Annotated in this window: 20 protein-coding genes; 12 read left to right on the forward strand and 8 right to left on the reverse strand. The window is 57.0% G+C overall.

What is annotated here, in order from left to right:
* Nucleotides 1–8: 8 nt before the first annotated feature.
* From AC3DKS_RS05395 to AC3DKS_RS05410, 4 genes are all read right to left on the reverse strand, one after another.
* The gene (locus AC3DKS_RS05395; protein ID WP_015753159.1) at nucleotides 9–791 is read right to left on the reverse strand and encodes an enoyl-CoA hydratase/isomerase family protein; all 783 of its coding nucleotides are present in this window, start codon (nucleotides 789–791) and stop codon (nucleotides 9–11) included.
* 66 nt (nucleotides 792–857) lie between these two features.
* Nucleotides 858–2,270 (reverse strand): sensor histidine kinase, encoded by a 1,413-nt coding sequence (locus AC3DKS_RS05400; RefSeq protein ID WP_041327423.1) that lies wholly within the window; start codon nucleotides 2,268–2,270, stop codon nucleotides 858–860.
* Nucleotides 2,271–2,382: 112 nt separating this feature from the next.
* Nucleotides 2,383–2,937 carry a CopD family protein gene (locus tag AC3DKS_RS05405; protein WP_015753161.1) on the reverse strand — a complete coding sequence of 185 codons (555 nt, stop codon included), beginning with the start codon at nucleotides 2,935–2,937 and terminating at the stop codon, nucleotides 2,383–2,385.
* A gap of 46 nt (nucleotides 2,938–2,983) precedes the next feature.
* Entirely contained in the window at nucleotides 2,984–4,252 is a 1,269-nt protein-coding gene (locus AC3DKS_RS05410) for a branched-chain amino acid transport system II carrier protein (protein ID WP_272606838.1), read from the reverse strand.
* A 232-nt stretch (nucleotides 4,253–4,484) separates the two neighbouring features.
* Here AC3DKS_RS05410 and AC3DKS_RS05415 point away from each other — a divergent pair, with 232 nt between their 5' ends.
* Nucleotides 4,485–4,715: a DUF1660 family phage protein gene (locus AC3DKS_RS05415; RefSeq protein WP_272606839.1), complete on the forward strand. Its 231-nt coding sequence runs from the start codon at nucleotides 4,485–4,487 to the stop codon at nucleotides 4,713–4,715.
* Here AC3DKS_RS05415 and thiL read toward each other — a convergent pair whose 3' ends face one another.
* Complete coding sequence (thiL, locus tag AC3DKS_RS05420; protein WP_272606840.1) at nucleotides 4,716–5,771, reverse strand: thiamine-phosphate kinase; 1,056 nt, start codon at nucleotides 5,769–5,771, stop codon at nucleotides 4,716–4,718.
* 56 nt (nucleotides 5,772–5,827) lie between these two features.
* On the opposite strand from thiL, the gene AC3DKS_RS05425 reads away from it, so the two are divergent.
* The 11 genes from AC3DKS_RS05425 (at nucleotide 5,828) to AC3DKS_RS05475 (ending at nucleotide 16,443) form a co-directional block, all read left to right on the forward strand.
* A complete protein-coding gene (locus tag AC3DKS_RS05425) occupies nucleotides 5,828–7,105 on the forward strand; it encodes a choice-of-anchor B family protein (RefSeq protein ID WP_272606841.1) in 1,278 nt (425 codons plus the stop codon).
* Nucleotides 7,102–8,514 carry a hypothetical protein gene (locus tag AC3DKS_RS05430; protein ID WP_272606842.1) on the forward strand — a complete coding sequence of 471 codons (1,413 nt, stop codon included), beginning with the start codon at nucleotides 7,102–7,104 and terminating at the stop codon, nucleotides 8,512–8,514. Before AC3DKS_RS05425 ends, AC3DKS_RS05430 begins: the two co-directional genes overlap by 4 nt.
* A gap of 166 nt (nucleotides 8,515–8,680) precedes the next feature.
* Nucleotides 8,681–9,010 (forward strand): HesB/IscA family protein, encoded by a 330-nt coding sequence (locus tag AC3DKS_RS05435; RefSeq protein ID WP_015753167.1) that lies wholly within the window; start codon nucleotides 8,681–8,683, stop codon nucleotides 9,008–9,010.
* Between the two features lie 51 nt (nucleotides 9,011–9,061).
* On the forward strand, nucleotides 9,062–10,507 hold the full coding sequence (gene sufB / locus AC3DKS_RS05440) for a Fe-S cluster assembly protein SufB (RefSeq protein WP_015753168.1): 1,446 nt from the start codon (nucleotides 9,062–9,064) through the stop codon (nucleotides 10,505–10,507).
* 30 nt (nucleotides 10,508–10,537) lie between these two features.
* Complete coding sequence (gene sufC, locus AC3DKS_RS05445) at nucleotides 10,538–11,290, forward strand: Fe-S cluster assembly ATPase SufC (RefSeq protein ID WP_015753169.1); 753 nt, start codon at nucleotides 10,538–10,540, stop codon at nucleotides 11,288–11,290.
* Nucleotides 11,291–11,344: 54 nt separating this feature from the next.
* On the forward strand, nucleotides 11,345–12,661 hold the full coding sequence (sufD, locus tag AC3DKS_RS05450; protein ID WP_041327425.1) for a Fe-S cluster assembly protein SufD: 1,317 nt from the start codon (nucleotides 11,345–11,347) through the stop codon (nucleotides 12,659–12,661).
* Nucleotides 12,662–12,713: 52 nt separating this feature from the next.
* Nucleotides 12,714–13,928, forward strand: coding sequence for an aminotransferase class V-fold PLP-dependent enzyme (locus tag AC3DKS_RS05455; protein ID WP_272606843.1), 1,215 nt, complete (start codon nucleotides 12,714–12,716; stop codon nucleotides 13,926–13,928).
* Nucleotides 13,929–14,063: 135 nt separating this feature from the next.
* The gene (locus AC3DKS_RS05460; RefSeq protein WP_015753172.1) at nucleotides 14,064–14,498 is read left to right on the forward strand and encodes a SufE family protein; all 435 of its coding nucleotides are present in this window, start codon (nucleotides 14,064–14,066) and stop codon (nucleotides 14,496–14,498) included.
* Nucleotides 14,499–14,555: 57 nt separating this feature from the next.
* Complete coding sequence (locus tag AC3DKS_RS05465) at nucleotides 14,556–14,885, forward strand: DUF59 domain-containing protein (protein ID WP_015753173.1); 330 nt, start codon at nucleotides 14,556–14,558, stop codon at nucleotides 14,883–14,885.
* Nucleotides 14,886–14,936: 51 nt separating this feature from the next.
* Nucleotides 14,937–15,449: a DUF2480 family protein gene (locus AC3DKS_RS05470; protein WP_015753174.1), complete on the forward strand. Its 513-nt coding sequence runs from the start codon at nucleotides 14,937–14,939 to the stop codon at nucleotides 15,447–15,449.
* Between the two features lie 67 nt (nucleotides 15,450–15,516).
* Nucleotides 15,517–16,443 (forward strand): DUF3078 domain-containing protein, encoded by a 927-nt coding sequence (locus tag AC3DKS_RS05475; RefSeq protein ID WP_041326919.1) that lies wholly within the window; start codon nucleotides 15,517–15,519, stop codon nucleotides 16,441–16,443.
* A 261-nt stretch (nucleotides 16,444–16,704) separates the two neighbouring features.
* Here AC3DKS_RS05475 and hflX read toward each other — a convergent pair whose 3' ends face one another.
* From hflX to AC3DKS_RS05490, 3 genes are all read right to left on the reverse strand, one after another.
* On the reverse strand, nucleotides 16,705–17,922 hold the full coding sequence (hflX, locus tag AC3DKS_RS05480; RefSeq protein WP_015753176.1) for a GTPase HflX: 1,218 nt from the start codon (nucleotides 17,920–17,922) through the stop codon (nucleotides 16,705–16,707).
* A 109-nt stretch (nucleotides 17,923–18,031) separates the two neighbouring features.
* Nucleotides 18,032–18,712 (reverse strand): DUF4386 domain-containing protein, encoded by a 681-nt coding sequence (locus AC3DKS_RS05485; protein WP_041326920.1) that lies wholly within the window; start codon nucleotides 18,710–18,712, stop codon nucleotides 18,032–18,034.
* A 156-nt stretch (nucleotides 18,713–18,868) separates the two neighbouring features.
* On the reverse strand, nucleotides 18,869–19,588 hold the full coding sequence (locus AC3DKS_RS05490) for a 3'-5' exonuclease (protein ID WP_272606844.1): 720 nt from the start codon (nucleotides 19,586–19,588) through the stop codon (nucleotides 18,869–18,871).
* Nucleotides 19,589–19,867: the final 279 nt, after the last annotated feature.

Raw genomic sequence — 19,867 nt, forward strand, 5'->3', positions numbered from 1 at the left:
CCTTTTGATTATTCCCCGGGGAAATCGGGCTTCCGCTTCTCCAGGAAAGCCGTGGTGCCTTCCTTAAAATCGGCCGTGCCGAAGCACGATCCGAAGGCGTCGATTTCGGTCCGAAACCCGGAAACACTACTCCTAGAACCCGCATTTACCGCTTTTATTGCATACCGGATGGCCACCGGCGAATTTTTTGCGATTTTCCCTGCGAGCTGCAGGCAGTAGCTTTCGAGTTCCTCCAGGGCCGTTACGTGGTTGACCAACCCGTACTCCAGGGCCCGTTCCGCATCGATCATGCCGCCGCTGAGAATCATCTCCAGCGCCCGGCCCCGGCCCACGAGTTCCGGCAGCCGCTGGGTTCCCCCGTAACCGGGGATCAACCCAAGTGATACTTCTGGCAGCCCCATCCGGGCATTGTGGCTGGCCACCCGGATATGGCAGGCCAGGGCCAGTTCCAGGCCGCCTCCAAGGGCAAAGCCGTTAACGGCTGCGATCACCGGGGTGCCGAGCTGTTCCACCAAGTCAAAAAGCGTTTCCTGGCCTTTTGCCGCCAGGTCGCGCCCCTCCTCAGGGCCATAAGACGCGAATTCCGCGATATCCGCCCCGGCCACAAATGCCTTGGGCCCGCTACCCCGCACCACGATGGCCCGGATATCCGGGTCGGCATCCAGGGACGAGAATGCCTCGTGGAGCTCTTCGATGGTTTTGCGGTTCAGCGCATTGAGTTTCTTGGGCCGGTCGATGGTCAGCAGCGCTATCCCATCCTTTTCCTCGGTTTTCAGGTTTTTGAATTTCATGGAATTACTTAGGGTTTTATTTGAAGTTCTGTCTGAAGTTATAAAATTATCAGTGTCCGCTGTTGCCTATGCCTTTTCCCTCGGCAAGTATACCGTGAAGACGGTGCCTTTTCCCTTCTGAGAGGTAAATTCAATCCTGCCGCCATAGGTTTCCACAATGGTTTTGACCATTCCCAGGCCGAGCCCCATCCCGCTGCTTTTGGTAGTGAATTTGGGTTCGAATACTTTGTCGCGGTTGTCTGCTTCGATGCCTATGCCGTTGTCGGCCACCATGATCTTGACAAAACCGTCCTCGGCTGCCACAGACACCAGGATTCGCGGGTGGTCCACCTCCGGGACCGCCTGGATGGCGTTCTTAACCAGGTTGGTCACCACCCGGATGAGCTGCGTCCGGTCCATTTTGGCAATGATCTCCTGCTCATCGGCCATAAAGTGGATATAAGGCTCGTTGAAAATGTCCAGGGCGAGCTTGACGATTTCCACCACGTTGAGCGTTTCGTTCTGCTGGGCGGGCATCTTCGCAAAATTCGAGAAGGCCGAGGCAATGCTGCTCAGCGTGTCGATCTGCTGGATGAGCGTTTTGGAAAACTCGGCAACCTGCCGGCCCACATCCGGGTCCCGGGGGTCGAATTTCCGCTCAAAACTCTGTACGCTCAGCCGCATGGGCGTGAGCGGGTTCTTGATTTCGTGGGCCACCTGTTTGGCCATTTCCCGCCAGGCCTGTTCCCGCTCGCTCCGCGCGAGCTTTGTGGCGCTGAGCTCCAACTCGTCGATCATGCTGTTATAGGCGTCGATCAGCTTGCCGATCTCCTCGCTGGGATCGTCCAGGAAAATCTTTTCGTTGGTCCGGGCCAGGCGCGTATGGGTGAGCTTGTCCGATACGGTTTCCAGCGACCGGGTAATGTACTTGGAAATAAAGTAGGCCAGGGCAATCGCACTCAAAAGCATGATCAGGTAGACCGCCCCCAGGCGCATCATGAACTCCCCGAGTTCCATGTCGTAAAAGGAATTCTCCTCAAAATAGGGCAGGTTCAGGATCCCGATGGGTTTAAACCGGCTGTCAGTGATAAAGGAATACGAGGCCTGGTAGTTGTCACCCGCTGCAGCCGCCGATTCCACATAGCGCTTTTCCATGCTCCCCCTGAGCGCATTGAGCACATGGGCATCCAGGCAGAGGGAAACCGAGTCGTTGTCGAATTTCGGGCGCGAGCTTTTGATCAGCTGCCCGTCCAGATCGTAGATGTTGAAGTTTGCGTTCTCGATGATCGCGATCCGGTAGATCTCGTCCTTGAATATCAACCCGAGGTTTTCGGTAGTGACCGGGTAGGTAGTGCGCTGCAGGGCAAAGGTAATGGCCTGCTTGATTTGCTCCTCCTTGCGCTCCAGGCGGTCCTGGTGGTAATCCTGTGCCTGTTCCCTGTACTGGTAGACGGTGACCCCGGCAATCAACACGGACGCGATCAGGACCAGGAGGATCATCGATACGAAGATCCGGGACCGTAAAGACATCTTTTTGAACAAGGCGATCGGGTTTCCGCTAAGATAGCAATAATCGGACCAAAAGCAGGTTTATCGGGGGCTTCCCAAATGGTCAATCGGGCTTGCCGGACCGCTCCCTGAGGCGCCTGTAAAGCCGGATGCCGAGCATCAGCAGCACCGCCAACGCCAATAGGCCTGCCAGGCCGAACATCCAGTCGATACTGTTCTTGAGTACGGCCAAGAAAACCACCGCAAACAAGATGAGCGTGGCCCCCTCGTTCCAGATCCGCATAAATCGGGAGGTGTAGGAAATCTGCCCGCGCTGGAAGCGCAGGTACATGCGGTGCATCACCAGGTGGTATATGATCAGCAATACCACAAACCCGAGCTTCACGTGCATCCAGGGCTGGGAGAGCCATCCGGGCATGATCCAGAGCAGCACCAGGGCAGAGGCGATGCAGAGCACGGCCGACGGCCAGGTAATGATCTGCCAGAGCCGGCGTTCCATCACCCGGAACTGGTTGCCCAGTACCCGGGCTTCCGTCTCGGGTTTTTCGAGGGCTTCAATATGGTAGATAAACAGCCGGGGCATGTAGAAAAGCCCGGCAAACCAGGTCACCACAAAGATCAGGTGGAGGGATTTGATATAGTTGTAATAGTCGGCCATTGCCAGGAGTTTCTCCCGGTAAACTTACGCCATCCGGCCCATCCGGTCAAATCCGCCGCTGCAAGAACCTGCCCGCCAGGAAAACGCATACTGCCGGCAGCAACCAGGGAAGGCCAAACGACCGCAGCGGGATCCAGCTCACGGCACCTTCCGGAATGGCCCCCGGCCAGAGGCTTTCCACAAAATCCGGGATGCTGAACAATAAGGTAACGGCAACCACCGCCCGGAACAGCCGGGGGGGCGTATACCGGGCCGGCATCGCATTCAGCCCGATCAGCACAATGGTCAGCGGGTAGATAAACAACAGGGCCGGGAGGGCCACCGAGATAATATAAGCTACGGGGAGTTGGCCAAAAAGCACCCCTGTCGCACACCCGGCAAGGGCCGTCAGGGTATAGGCCCGGGGCGAATCCCCGAAACGGGATCGCGCGTAGTCCGAAGCGCCGGTGACCACGCCGACGGCCGTTGTAAAACAGGCCAGGCCAATCAGCAGGCTCAGCAACGCCTGGCTCCGCGCCCCAAGGGCATATTCCGTCACCTCCCGGAGCAGCCGGGTACGGGTTACCTCCTCCGGGACCCACCCGGTCATGGCAGCCCCACTGTACATCAGGCCCGTATAGAGCAACAACAGGCACATTCCCGCAAACAGCCCGGCGAGCGCAATTGCCCGGAACCGCTGCCCGAAATCCAGGCCGGGGTTTTCCAGCCGGAGGGAAACGAGAATCACCCCGCCGCAAACCACAGCGCCGATGGCGTCAAAGGTCTGGTACCCTTCCTGCAAACCCGCCGTAAATGGTGCCGACAGGGTACGGGCCGTCATGACATCCGGCGGCCAGAACAGGATGCTGCCGATCAGGAGGACCAGGACCAGCAGGATCACCGGGGTGAGGTATTTGCCGATAAGGCTGCCCAGTTTTGAACGGTTCATCACCAGGAAAAACACGAGGGCGAAATACACCAGGCTGGTGAGCCAGGGCGGGCTCCCAAGATAGGGCGCCACGGCCATTTCATGGGTTACCGATGCCGTCCGGGGAGAAGGCAGGGTGAGCGAAATGGCATAGATCAGGAAACAGTAGACGGCACTGAACCCCGGGGAGACTTTTTTGGCAAAGTCGAACATGCTGCCCTGCAAACGGGAGTGGGCGAGGATCCCGAGCATCGGGATCAATACGGCCGACACGCAAAAGCCCAGGCAGACGAGCCACCAGAGCGGCCCGGCCCGCCATCCCATCTGTGGGGGGAGGATCAGGTTGCCCGCCCCGAAAAACAGGGAAAACAGGGCGAGCCCGAGGATGATGATGGATTTTCGGCTCATGGGTTGAATCAGGGCTGCGCCAGGCGGCGTTTTGACAGGTGGCAGCGGTGATTCGTCGAAAATAAATAAAAATCACCGGCAGCGCTCAATAAATCGGCATTTGCCGTCGTTGTCTTTGAAGGAACAGCTACAAGAGTGCACTATAGGGAAATGAAGGGAATCGGAAATCAATTCGGTTGCCGCTTTACACCGCCCAAATCGGGAGCGACAGCCCTAACCAAAAACCTACGCCATGAAGAAGCTCTTCTGCTCCATCTTCGGACACCACTTCTCGGTTTCCAAAAAGGTAACCTCACACATCAAGGAATACAGCTGCCTGCACTGCGGCAAACAGGTAACCACGGACGTCAGCGGGAACCTTTCAACGCTGACCCCCGAACTGCGCGAAATCAACCGGACCCTGGAACACATCTACCAGAAGCGCCACGCTTCCCATACTCACCCGCAGCACCAGGTTGCCTGATTATTCGCCGGCACTGCCAAACGCATTCCAACCCCGCGCCGTCAGGTCTATCTGCTCGCCCGCGCGCGTAACCAGTTGTGCCCCGGCCTCCTTTTCGGCCATATGGCCGATTACGGTGAGGGATGGGTTCCCTTTGATTTTCGGGAAGTCCTCCTGCCGGATCGTAAAAAGCAACTCATAGTCCTCCCCGCCGCTCAGGGCCACGGTGGTACTATCCAGATTAAACTCCTCGCATACCGCCTGGGCCGAAGGATCCAGCGGGATTTTATCCTCAAACAACCGGCAACCCAGCTGCCCCGATTCGCACAGGTGCAGAATCTCCGATGAGAGCCCGTCGCTGATGTCGATCATGGCCGTGGGCCGGACTTCCAGCTTGCCGAGCAACTCCACGATGTCCTTCCGGGCCTCCGGCTTGAGCTGCCGCTCCACCAGGTAGCTGTAGGGTTCCAGGTCGGGTTGGTGGCGCGGGTTGACCTTGAAGACCTCCTGTTCCCGCCGGAGCACCTGCAACCCGAGGTACGCCCCCCCGATATCGCCGCTGACAACCAGCAGGTCGTTGGGTTTTGCGCCGGACCTCCGGACCGCGGTGCCCTTGGGAGCCTGGCCAATAGCCGTAACGCTGATAATCAGCCCCTTGTTGGACGAGGTGGTATCCCCCCCTACCACGTCCACCCCGTAGATCTTCCCCGCCAGGACAATCCCGGCGTACAACTCCTCGAGGGCCTCCAGGGGGAAGCGGTTGGAAACTGCCAGGGAAACGGTGGCCTGGGTGGCCTGCATGTTCATGGCGTACACATCGCTCAGGTTGACGATCATCGCCTTGTACCCCAGGTGTTTCAGGGGGGCGTATCCCAGGTCAAAATGGACGCCTTCCACCAGCATGTCGGTGGTTACCGCAACCTCAGTGTCCCCGATGGCCAGCAGGGCTGCATCGTCCCCGATGCCCTCCAGGGTGGTGGGCTGACGGAGTTCCAGGTGCTGTGTCAGGTGGCGGATCAGGCCAAATTCCCCGAGTTTCCCGAGGTCGGTGGATGGGTGGTCTTTGTCTTCAAACATGGTACAAAAATAAGGCGGATCGTTATTATCGCGTATCTTTAAATCAAAAATACAGCGTGGAAAAGCCTGCCTCCCGAATCCTGAGGGTCCTCGTCCTATGTATCCTGCTCCTGAGTTCCTGTTCCCGTTCGGACGACGCCCCCGGTGACGGGCTCGCCCCGGGGCCGAACCCGAATCCAAATCCCGGCGGATCGGCCGGGGAACCCACGGGCTTTACCCCCTGCGAGAACGGCATGGCCGGGGCGTACCCCTGTTCGGGGCTCGACCTGGTAGCCCACCTGGACCTGGAAGTTTTCTCCGCCACTTCGGGGAACGACATCTGGGGATGGGCCGACCCTGCAGACGGGACGGAATACGCCCTGGTGGGCCTGAACAACGGCACCGCCTTTATTTCCCTGGCCGACCCAGAAAACCCCGTCTACCTCGGGAAACTGCCCACCCACACCGTCGCCAGCGCCTGGAGGGACATCAAGGTCTATGCGAACCATGCCTTTATCGTTTCGGAAGCCGACGGGCATGGGATGCAGGTCTTTGACCTGACCCGGTTGCGGGATGTTTCCAACCCCCCGCAGACTTTTTCCGCTACTACGCACTATTCCGCCTTCGGGAATGCGCACAACCTGGTGATCGAGGAGTCCTCCGGGTTTGCCTATGCGGTGGGGACCGGCCCGGAATTGCCCTATCAGGGCGGGCCGCACTTTATAGACCTCGCCGACCCTGCAGCCCCCTCCGACGCAGGCGGATTTGCCACTGCCGGCTATACGCACGACGCCCAGGTAGTGCTGTACCAGGGGCCGGATGCGGACTATGCGGGACGGGAAATATTGGTGGGGGCCAACGAATCCGAGGTGGTGATCCTGGACGTTACGGACAAGGGAGCCCCCTTTGAGATTGCGGGACTGGATTACAGCAATCTCGGCTATACGCACCAGGGCTGGTTTACCGAAGACCACCGGTTTTTTATCCTGGGCGATGAACTGGACGAACTGAATTTCGGCCTGAACAGCCGGACCCTGGTCTTCGATTTTACGGACCTGGACAACCCGGTTCTGTCTTTCTCCTATTCCGGGCCCACTACCGCCATCGACCACAACGGTTACGTGCTCGGCGACGTATTTTACCTGGCCAATTACACGGCGGGCATCCGCCTGCTGGACATTTCCGGCATTGCCGGGGGAGAGATGGCGGAAACCGCTTATTTCGATACCTTTCCGGACTCTGACAGTCCGGCCTTCAGCGGGGTCTGGAGCGTCTATCCCTACCTCCCCAGCGGGCATATCCTGGTAGGGGATATCAACCGGGGGCTCTTCGTACTCAAGCCTTCCAACCCATGAGCAGCCGGATAAAAAATACGGCCTGCCCGGGCATTGGCGGGCGGCGGCCTGCAGGCCTTCTGCAGTATGGATTCGCATCCCTGCTCATTGCCGGGATGCTCGTTGCACTCCTGTCGGCATGCAGCCGGGATGCCGGGGACCTCCCCGCCCCGGGCGCCGGCCAGACCGGGGAAATCCAGTGGGCGAAAACCTTTGGCGGCAGCGGGGCCGAAACCGCCCGTTCCATCATCGCAACCCGGGACGGCGGCCTGGCCATCCTGGGCTTTTCCGAAAGTACGGACGGCGACCTCTCGGACAAGGCCACAGCCGTCAACGACTACTGGCTGCTGAAACTGGACGCCGCGGGCAACCGGGAATGGACGCGCACCTATGGCGGCAGCAAGGACGACCGGGGCCAGGCCGTGGTGGAGCTCTCGAACGGGGGGTACGCCATCACGGGCTACGCCATGAGCGACGACGGGGACGGGTCCAACAACGAAGGCTTTCACGACAACTGGGTGCTGCGCCTGGACGCCGCCGGGGAGATCCTTTGGGAGCGCAGTTTCGGCTTTTCGGGCCACGACCACAGCTACGACCTTTTGGAAACCGACGACGGAGGGCTGTTTTTCATCGGCTTTCTGGACCTCACCGCCGCCCGGGCCGACGGGTATGCCGAAAAAAACCCGTATGCTACCCGCCACGGCGTGGGGGAGTTCTGGTGCACGAAACTCAGCGCGGACGGGTCGCTCCAATGGCGGTATTACTTTGGGGGCACGGACAACGACCGGGCCCATGCCGCAGTCGCTGCGCCGGACGGGGGCTTTGTGATGGCGGGTTTTTCGGAAAGCGACGACTTCGACATCAGCCAGCCAAACGGCAGCTATGACTTCTGGGTGGTCAAGGTAAACCGGCAGGGGGAATTGCAATGGGAAACCAACCTCGGGGGGACCGGCATCGATATCGCCTCGGATATCGCGGCAGATCCGCGGGGCGGCTACCTGGTAGCGGGCCAAAGCTTCAGCACGGATGGGGATATCTCTGCCAACCGGGGGGAGTCGGATGTCTGGGTGGTCCGCCTGGACCCGGCCGGGAATATGCTCTGGGAGCAGAGTTACGGCGGGCCGGCCTTTGATGCAGCGGAGTCCATCGCGCTAACCTCGGACGGGAATTTCCTGATATCGGGTACCACCCGCAGCAGCAACGCGAACCTGCAAAACGCAGGGGAAAACGACGTACTGCTGCTGAAAATCGACGGGGCGGGCCGGCTGCTCTGGCAAACCACGTACGGGGGCCCGGGCATCGACCTCGGTTTCGACGCCGTGGAAGCAGCCGACGGTTCCATCTACGTGGCCGGGGAGCTCTCCCCGGACGGCAGCCCCGGGCTCGCCCCCCTGGGGGAAACCGACCTGTTGCTGCTCAAAATCCGCTAGCGCGTTGGCAGGGGCATCCCGCATGCCGCCGGAAGACACCGGCCAACCCCAGTAAAACCAATAGATAACACCAATCCCCATATACGTTATAATAATGTTAGGAATGATGGGAAACCCGCCTGTTTTGGCTATATTTGTGCACTATTTAGAATAAATCCAAATTCGAATGATCAAAGTATCGGAAACAGCCCGCCAGAAAGTCGTCTCCCTCATGCAGGAGGAAGGCTTCAACGCCGGCACGGATTACGTCCGGGTCGGGGTAAAGAGCGGCGGTTGCAGCGGTTTGTCCTACGAGCTCCGTTTTGACCGGGAAGCCGACGAGGCCGACAAGGTCTTTGAGGACAATTCCGTTCGGATTATCGTGGATAAAAAAAGCTTTTTATACCTGGTGGGGACTACGCTCGAGTACTCCGGCGGGTTGAACGGCAAGGGGTTTGTTTTTAACAACCCGAATGCCCAGCGCACCTGTGGCTGCGGGGAGAGTTTCTCCCTGTAGGCCCGACCGGCCGGAAAAGGCCGGGGGCTGGTAATTATCAGAAAGACACTTATGGCTTATACTGAAGAAGAACTCAAGAAGGAACTCGAAACCAAGGAATACGAGTACGGATTCTACACGGATATCGAGTCGGATACGCTGCCCAAAGGGCTCAGCGAGGAAATTGTCATCGCCATCTCCAAAAAGAAAGAGGAGCCCGACTGGATGACCGAATGGCGGCTCGAGGCATTTCGCCACTGGAAGGAAATGGTGGAGCCGGAATGGGCCAACATCCACTATAAAAAACCCGATTTCCAGAACATTTCCTACTATTCCGCCCCGAATAAAAAGCCCAAGTACGAGAGCCTGGACGAAGTAGATCCGGAACTGCTCGACACTTTCAAGAAACTCGGCATCCCGATCGAGGAGCAGAAGAAGCTGGCCGGGGTGGCCGTGGATTTTGTGATGGACTCGGTTTCGGTGGCCACCACGTTTAAGAAAACCCTGGCGGAGAAGGGCATTATTTTCTGTTCCATCTCCGAGGCGATCAAGGAACACCCGGAACTCGTACGCAAGTACCTGGGTACGGTGGTACCCCGGAAAGATAACTTTTACGCCGCCCTGAATTCAGCGGTATTTTCCGACGGGTCGTTCTGCTACATCCCAAAAGGGGTGCGCTGCCCGATGGAGCTCTCCACCTACTTCCGGATCAACCAGGCCGGTACCGGCCAGTTCGAACGGACGCTGGTGGTTGCCGATAAAGGCAGCTACGTGAGTTACCTGGAAGGGTGCACCGCTCCCTCCCGGGACGAAAACCAGCTTCACGCCGCCGTGGTGGAACTCATCGCCCTGGACGATGCGGAGATCAAATACTCCACGGTCCAGAACTGGTTCCCCGGCGACAAGGAAGGCAAGGGCGGGGTCTACAATTTCGTGACCAAGCGCGGGCTCTGCGAGAAAAACGCCAAGATATCATGGACCCAGGTGGAAACCGGGTCGGCGATTACCTGGAAGTACCCTTCCTGCGTGTTGAAAGGAGACAATTCCATCGGGGAATTCTACTCGATTGCCGTTACCAACAACCACCAGCAGGCCGATACGGGCACCAAGATGATCCACCTGGGCAACAATACCCGCAGTACGATCATCTCCAAGGGAATCTCCGCCGGCCGCTCCCAAAACAGCTACCGCGGGCTCGTACAGATTGGGCGCCGGGCCAAAAATGCCCGGAATTTCTCCCAGTGCGACTCCCTGCTCATGGGCAACGAATGCGGGGCGCATACCTTCCCGTATATCGAGGCGAACAACAGCACGGCCCAGATTGAACACGAGGCAACCACGAGCAAGATCGGGGAAGACCAGATCTTCTATTGCAACCAGCGCGGCATCGACACGGAAAAAGCCATTGCGCTCATCGTAAACGGATTCAGCAAGGAAGTGCTGAACAAACTGCCGATGGAGTTCGCCGTGGAAGCACAAAAATTATTGGAAATCAGCCTGGAAGGTTCTGTCGGATAACCCAGGCCACTAGTTACTAAATTGACGGATATGCTCAAGATAAAAAACCTGCACGCAGGCGTAGAAAACAAAAAGATCCTCAAAGGCATCAACCTGGAGGTGAACCCCGGGGAAGTCCATGCCATCATGGGCCCCAACGGCTCGGGCAAGAGTACCCTGGCCTCGGTAATCGCCGGCAAGGAGGAATTCAACGTAAGTCGCGGGAAAATCCTCTTCGAAGGCGAGGACATCGACGAGATGTCCCCCGAGGAACGCGCCCATAACGGGATCTTCCTCTCCTTCCAGTACCCGGTGGAAATCCCCGGGGTATCGGTGACGAATTTTATGAAAACGGCCATCAACGAATCGCGCAAAGCCAAAGGGGAGCCGGATATGCCGGCCAACCAGATGCTGAAGCTCATCCGCGAGAAGGCCGAATTGCTGGAGATTGACCGGAAATTCCTGTCCCGCTCCCTGAACGAAGGGTTCTCCGGGGGGGAAAAGAAACGGAACGAAATCTTCCAGATGGCCATGATGCAACCGAAGCTCGGCATCCTGGACGAGACGGATTCCGGGCTGGATATCGATGCCCTCCGCATCGTCGCCAACGGGGTCAACCGCCTCCGCAGCGAGGACAACGCCTTTGTGGTAATTACCCACTACCAGCGGCTGCTGGACTACATCGTCCCGGACTTTGTACACGTAATTCACGACGGGAAGATCGTCAAGTCTGGCGACAAGGAACTCGCCCTGGAGCTCGAGGAAAAGGGCTACGACTGGATTAAACAGGAAGCGGTACTCTAAGGTATGGCGGAAACCCAAAAAGGAATCGCAACGGAACGAATCGCAACCCACACTATGGATTTAAAAGATAAATTGCTCGCCTCCTTCATGGCCTTTGAAAACCAGGTGGACATGGACCACCCGGTCCACGACATCCGTTCGGAAGCCATCCGGAATTTCGAGAGCAAGGGCTTCCCGCACCGCAAGATGGAGGCCTGGAAATACACCTCCCTGGCCCCGCTGCAAAAGGTGGATTTCAGCCTGTTTCCCAAGGAGGACAGCACCTTGGACTACCGGGAAGTGAAGCAGTACTTCCTGCACGAGGTGGATACGTATAAAATCGTATTTATCGACGGAATTTACAGTTCCTACCTCTCGGAGACCACCCACGACGGGGTGGATATCTGCCTGATGAGCGCCGCGCTGAACAAGCCCATGTACCGCCCGATCATCGACGTGTATTTTAACAAGGTCGCCTCCCGGGAGGAATCCCTCACCACGCTGAACACCGCCTTTACGCGGGAAGGGGCCTACATCTATATCCCGAAGAACAAAGCCCCCCGCAAGCCGGTGGAAATCCTCCACCTCTCCACGGGGAACGAGGCGTCCCTCCTGCTGCAGCCCAGAAACCTCATCGTGGTGGAGGAAAATGCCGAGCTGCAGGTCATTGAGCGGCACCAGAGCCTCACTTCCAACGAAGTGCTGACCAATTCGGTCACCGAGATCTTTGCCGCCAAAGATGCCATCGTCGATTATTACAAAGTACAGACGGACCGGCCAACGGCCTCCCTGATCGACAATACCTACATCGACCAGAAAACCAACAGCCAGGTAAGCGTCCATACGTTCTCCTTTGGGGGCAACCTCACCCGGAACAACCTGAATTTCTACCAGGACGGGAACCATATGAATTCCATCCTGAAAGGGGTGACCATTCTGGGCGACAAGCAGCATGTGGACCACCATACGCTGGTACACCACCAGCAGCCGGATTGCGAGAGCCACCAGGATTACAAGGGCATCTTCGGCGACCAGTCCACCGGGGTCTTCAACGGGAAGATCATCGTGGACAAAATCGCCCAGAAGACAAACGCCTTCCAGCAGAACAACAACCTGCTGATCAGCGACAAGGCATCGGTCAATACGAAGCCCCAGTTGGAAATCTTTGCGGACGACGTAAAGTGCTCCCACGGCTGTACGATTGGCCAGCTGGACCAGGACGCGCTGTTTTACCTGCGCTCGCGAGGGATCGGCAAAAAAGAAGCCGAAGCCCTGCTGATGTACGCCTTTGCCAACAACGTGCTGGAAAGCGTCCGCATCCCGGAACTCAAGGGTCGCATCAACCGGTTGATTGCCGAAAAACTCGGGGTGCACCTCGGGTTTGACCTCTAGGTCGGTATCCCGGAATCCGAATCAGCCCAATTTCAATCTGAAAACCACGCGAATGTTCGACGTTGCCCGCATCCGTAACGATTTCCCCATCCTGTCGCGGCAGGTGAACGGGGAGCCGCTCGTCTACCTGGACAACGCGGCCACCTCCCAGACGCCCCGGCAGGTAATCGACGCCATTACGGATTACTATTCCCGCTACAACGCAAATATCCACCGGGGGGTGCATACGCTGTCCCAGGAAGCCACCGATGCCTATGAGCAGGCGCGGATCAAAATCCAGAAGCACTTTAACGCGGCCCATCCCCATGAGATCATCATGACCTCCGGGACGACCCACGGCATCAACCTGGTGGCCCAGGGGTTTACCGGGTTTTTACAGCAAGGCGACGAGGTTTGGGTGTCCGCCATGGAACACCACTCCAACATCGTCCCGTGGCAGATGCTCTGCGAGCGGACCGGGGCCAGGCTTCGGGTGATCCCGATGAACAAAAATGGCGAACTGGAGCTGGACACCTTCCGGGAGGGCCTCTCGGACAAGACGCGCCTGGTTTTTGTGAACCACGTATCCAATGCGCTCGGGACCGTCAACCCGATTGAAGAAATTATTTCCCTGGCGCATGACGCCGGGGCTGCCGTACTCGTGGACGGTGCCCAGGCCGCCCCCCATATCCGGGCAGACCTGCAAGCCCTCGACGCGGACTTCTACACGATTTCCGCCCACAAACTCTGCGGCCCCACCGGGGTAGGCGCCCTCTACGGCAAGGAATCCTGGCTGGAGAAACTGCCCCCCTACCAGGGCGGGGGCGAGATGATCGAAGAGGTCACTTTTGAGAAAACCACCTATGCCGGGCTGCCCCATAAATTCGAAGCAGGCACGCCAAATATCTGCGGGGGCATCGCCTTCGGCGCCGCCCTGGACTACCTGAACGGGATCGGGATGGAGGCCATAGCGGAATACGAAGCGGAATTACTGGCCTACGCCACGAAAAATCTGAAAACGATTCCGGGCCTGAAAATCTACGGGGAGGCCGCCCGAAAAACCTCGGTGATTTCCTTCAACCTGGAAGGCATCCACCCCTACGACGTGGGGACCATCCTGGACAAATTGGGCATTGCCGTGCGGACCGGACACCATTGCGCCCAGCCCGTGATGGACTTTTACGGCATCCCGGGAACCGTCCGGGCGAGTTTTAGCTTTTACAATACCCGGGAGGAAGCAGACCGGCTGGTAGCCGCAGTGGAAAAGGCCCGGCAGATGCTCGCCTAGGTCTGGCAGGTCCCGGTTTAGGCCCGGCAGATGCCCGTCCAGACCCGTCTGGATACCGGGGCTCAAAAGACCCCTGGTACCAGGGGCTGCACGGGTAAGTTGAATGCCCGGAATTCTATTCGTATTTTTGCAACTATGGAGCAGCAATCAATCCAGGAAATCCAGGACGAAATCGTCGACGAGTTCTCACTCTTTGACGACTGGATGCAGCGCTATGAGTACATGATTGAACTGGGCAAATCCCTGCCGGTCATCGAAGCGCGGTACAAGACGGAAGAAAACCTGATCAAAGGGTGCCAGAGCAAGGTCTGGGTACACGCCGAACTCAGGGACGGCCGGCTGTATTTCACGGCAGACAGCGAGGCGATTATCACCAAGGGGATTATCGCTATCCTGGTCCGGGCCTTTTCGGGCCAGAAGCCCGCGGATATCATTGGCGCGAAAACGGACTTTATCGACGAAATCGGGCTCAAGGAACACTTGTCGCCCACCCGGGCCAACGGCCTGGTGAGTATGATCAAACAACTGAAGCTCTACGCTGTGGCCTACGAGACCCAAATGGAGTCCTGAGCCGGCAGGGAGTTGAAAGGGACCGCCCCCGGGCGCTCCCGCCAAATTCGAACGAACATGGAAGCAAATACAGGTATCGACACACAGGAACTGGGCGAAAAAATCGTCGGGGTCCTCAAGACTATTTATGACCCGGAGATCCCGGTGGACATCTATGAACTCGGTCTCATCTACGACGTCTTTGTCAACGAGGACCGGGAAGTGAAGATTCTGATGACGCTCACCTCCCCCAACTGCCCGGTGGCCGAAAGCCTCCCGGTGGAGGTGGAGGAAAAAGTGAAGTCCCTGGACCTGGTGGCCGACGCCGAGGTGGAAATCACTTTCGACCCGCCCTGGACCCAGGAGCTGATGAGCGAGGAAGCCAAGCTGGAACTCGGCTTGTTATAACCGGTTCGGCGAAATGCAATTTCGCGTGCCATGCACATTAAATCAATCCCAATGAACGAGGAAAAGGAAATCGTCAACCGGGTTGCCAACAGCCCATTGGTCACCTTTGACCTGGAAGCGCTCTACCCGGAAGGTCCCCGTTTCCGGATCGATATCAGCCAGTGGCTGGAGGAAGGCCTGGTCCTGAGGGAAAAGGCTTTCCGAGAGGCCCTGGGCGCCCATGACTGGACGGTTTACCTGGACGGGTACGTATCCCTGTTTTGCACAACCGACGCCATTGTACCTGCCTGGGCGTATTTGTTGATAACCTCCTACCTGAACCCGTTTGCAAAGCTGGTGGTAGCCGGGCCGCCCGAACTGCTCGAATCGGTTGCCTACCGGGACCTGCTCGAAGCCATGGACCTGGAGCCTTATCGGGATAAGCCCGTGATAATCAAGGGGTGCAGCAAAAAAGAAGTTCCCCAGTCCGCCTACCTCTGGGCCCTGGAGAAATTGCAGGGCGTCGCCCGACACGTCCATTTCGGGGAGGCTTGTTCCTCGGTGCCTATCGTCCGCAGGAAATAATGTTGATAACGTGGGGTATTTATCAACAATCCGTATTTTAGCTGTTGAAAACACTAACACCAAGCACATGAGAAAATTACTCCTTTCAGCGCTTTGCGCTTTGACGGCAACCGCTGCCTTTGCGCAAACCGAGGCTGAACTCAAGGCCGCCCTGGCCGAGAAAAAAGATTCCATCGCAGCAATCCAGGGCCGGGCCGATGCCATCAAGGCGCAGATCGCTGCCCTGCCCGGGTGGAAAACCGGCGCCTTCGGAACCATCGGAGGTTCCATCTCCAACTTCAACAACTGGTATGCCCAGGGCATTCCGAACAACTCCTCGGGGAATATCGGGTTTACCGTCAACGCCTTTGCCAATTTGCAGGAGGAGAAGTTTTTCTGGAGGAATTCCGGGAATTTAAACCTGAGCTGGGTGAAACTGGACGACGAAGACGACCCCACCGACAACGACGGGTTCCGCAACGCCGTCGACGTATTTAACCTGACCTCCCTCTACGGCTGGAAGCTCAGCGAAAAATTTGCCATTTCCGCCCTGGGGGAGTACCGGACCACGCTCCTGGACAATTTCAACGATCCGGGATATCTGGACCTCGGGGTCGGGGGTACGTGGACGCCACTGGCCAACCTGGTGGTGGTGGTCCACCCGCTCAACTACAACTTTGTCTTCAGCGACGAGGATACCATATTTGAGTCCTCCCTGGGGGCCAAGGTGGTGGCGGATTACACGCGGGATATCGGTGCAATCGCTTTTAAGTCAAATCTTTCGGCCTTTTTGAGCTATGAAGGCAGCGACCTGAATAACTGGACATGGGTGAACTCCTTCAGCTATACGCTCTGGAAAATGATCGGGGTTGGATTCGACTTTGGCCTCCGCAGCAACAAACAGGAAGCCGTCAACTACGCGGTCAATACGCTGGGGGATACAGACGCGGATTTCGATTCCGTGGACAACGACCTGCAGACATACTGGACCCTCGGGCTGAGCTATAAATTCTGATCCGATCCGGGCCCACTTTGGGCAAAAAGAAAAAAGCCCCGGCGCATTGCCGGGGCTTTTTCGTTGGGGTAGGTTATACCATCTGGTTATTTAGCACGTGTTTGTTCAGGCGCGACTTGGGATAAACACTATCACTTAAACACAGTATAAATATAGGAGGTTCCTGCCAAAACCCCGCAAATTATGTTGCCAATTTACAGGAAGGTGTTGTCTGTTGGACGAGCTGTTCGGTATTATCGGTGAACGGTCCGGGCCATCCCCTCACTGGCTGTAGGCGTCCAGGTTTTCCGGATAGAGGAAGTTGTTGTAGGGGAACCGCGTTACGTGGATGTCCCGGACGCGCTGGTAGACGCGTTTGCGGAATTCATCCAGGTTCTCCTTGTTCAGGGCGGAGATAAAGATTGCATCCCCGGACATCCGCTGCATCCAGGTGGCCCGCCATTCGTCAATGGAATAGTGGCGGCTCGTCCGCTCGGTGATCAGGTCATCCTCCTCCAGGGGTTCCGCCTCGTACAGGTCGATTTTGTTAAAGACCATCAGCGTCTCCTTCTCTGCACAGTCAATCTCGGCCAGAATCTGGTTTACCGAATCGATATGCTCTTCAAAATTCGGATGGGAAATGTCCACCACGTGCAACAGCAGGTCGGCTTCCCGGACCTCGTCTAGCGTACTTTTAAAACTCTCCACGAGTTGGGTGGGCAGCTTGCGGATAAACCCTACCGTATCGCTGAGCAGGAAGGGCAGGTTGCCCAATACCACTTTGCGGACGGTGGTGTCCAGGGTGGCGAAGAGTTTGTTTTCCGCAAACACCTCGCTCTTGCTTACCACATTCATCAGCGTGGACTTGCCCACATTCGTATAGCCCACCAATGCTACCCGGACCAGGGAACCCCGGTTGCCCCGCTGGGTCTCCATCTGTTTGTCGATCTTGGCGAGCTTCTTCTTGAGCAGGGAGATGCGGTCACGGACAATCCGGCGGTCCGTCTCGATTTCGGTTTCCCCCGGGCCGCGCATCCCGATACCCCCTCGCTGGCGTTCCAGGTGGGTCCAGAGGCCGGTGAGGCGGGGCAGCAGGTATTCGTATTGGGCGAGCTCCACCTGGGTCCGCGCATAACTGGTCGTCGCCCGCTGGGCAAAGATATCCAGGATCAGCCCCGTCCGGTCGATGATCTTACAGCGGAGCTGTTTCTCGATGTTTCGCTGTTGTACAGGGCTCAATTCGTCGTCGAAGATAACGGAGCCGACTTCCTCTTTTTTAACAAAGGCCTGTACCTCTTCGAGCTTTCCGCTGCCGATAAAGGTCTTTGGGTTCGGGACATCGATGCGCTGCACAAACCGGCCAACGACCTCGCCCCCGGCCGTGTAAGTCAGGAATTCCAGTTCGTCCAGGTACTCGTTTACCTTCTCCTCGGGCTGTTCCCGGGTAATGATTCCGATGAGCACCGCCTTTTCATATTCCGTTGTCTTCCGCTCGAGCATAGTAATCTTTCCTGATGCAAAATTACACATTCGCCGCGAAGTGCTTGTTGCAATCGAAAAAAGAACTTGGAGTCGGCATCACTCCTTTCGACTTCGGTTTAGTTCCGGATCAATCTTGCACCGGGCGTATACCGAAAATCAATAAGTAGCCGATTATCCAGAACTCGCCTATGGTAGCCGGAATAGTGAGGGTGCCAACCCAGGAACCTGAGATGCCGGCGTAGTTGATGCATGCGCTAAGTACATATCCCACTCCTCCAATAATCAAAATTCTGCCCAACCAAATTGGCATTCGTTTCGAGCTGGTAATGATATATCCCATCGGAATGAGCCAAAGTCCAAAAAAAAGCGATCCGATACCCCAGGCATTAGACATCAGCCCGGTCAACAAATCAATATGGGCCACTTTGACTTCCATATCCAGGGAAGACAGCGCGGTTTCAATGGCAACTCCCATGGCGATGGCGCTGAACATAATGACAACTGCGTTGACTGTCCCCCAAATCGCCGTAGCCAGGGCGGCCCACTCATTGCTATCCCGGAAGAGTCGGTAAAACCAGATAGCCGTTAACGCCTGTGTAAAAATTATTGCGAATTCTGCCAGTAAGCGAAGGCGGGCAAGGGTTTCCCCCTCTACTAAATTCAAAACGGTCTGTTGGGGATCGGCGACATAAACCCTGGGGTGCAGGAACAAAAATCCCAGCATGCCGGAAATGGCAAGAAGCAAATACCAAATTCCCGTGGTCCTTGCAATAGTGATTGACCTGCCGTGTTCGTTTCTTGTGCGCATACTTACATGAATTTTGGGAAGGCGCAGTATCAGTGGAACGACACAGCAGCCCTGAGGCATCTCACATATGACGATGTGCAAGAGGACTTGTTACAGTATCATTCAAATTCAGGTTGGGCATACAGACAAATGACCCAAATCACAACCACCCGGATCTTACGATTGAACCCGGATGATCTGGTCTTCTGTCAGCAGGCCCTCATTGCGAAGCCGGAGAAAGACCTGTGCTACCGTGACCACATCCCTTTCACAGTATTGGGTGATTCGATCCAGGTCCTGCTCCTCATAATACACGTCCCGGACCATGCTGCCGTCAATGTCGTCTTTGGGCGAAGGGATCCCCAATACATGGGCCATCAGCCTCAGGGAGGTATAATGTTTAAAATCGCCGAATTTCCATAGTTCCATGGTATCCAGGTGCGGGATCTCCCAGGGTTTCTTCCCGAACAGGTTCAGGCTTGGGGGGAGTGGAATGCCGTGGATAAGCATACGCCGCGCCAGGTAGGGGAAGTCGAATTCCTTTCCGTTGTGGGCACAGAGCATTTTCCCTGAGCTACTGAAATGTTCTTCCAGCAAACAGCCAAAATCCCGGAGCAGGCCCTCTTCCTCCCCGGAAAAGCTGCGGATCCGGAATTCCCGCTGTTTTCCGCTCCCCGTAAAATATCCGGCGGAAATACAGATAATCTTCCCGAATTCAGCCCAAATACCCGCGTTCTCATAGAATTCTGCCGCCGTATATTCTTCCTTGCGCCGGTATCGGGATTTCAATTCCCACAGCTCGCGGGCCTCCTCGGAAAGGTCTTCATAGGAAGCCGCCTGGGGGACCGTTTCGATATCCAGGAAGAGGATGTTTCTCAAGGGGATTTTATGGAGCATCGGCGAGTTACGTTCTGCCGAAAAAATACGAAATCCCTGCAAGTTTCAAGCAGCAGCCATTGCCAAAAAGAAGGCATTTCCTCCGGATTCCCGGCAGGGTTGCGGTAGTTTTTACCCCCGAAACCGCCAATTGCTGCCAAATTGGCAAAACCGACCCGGTGGTCGGTTTTGGGTTGCGCTCCCATAGCCCCGGTCCCGGATGTAGGCAGGCGGATGGAAGATTTCTCCGATAAAAGACAAAAAAGGCGCCGGGTTTTGGAGCTGTGTGAAGCGTTACCG

Source organism: Robiginitalea sp., from assembly GCF_982776155.1.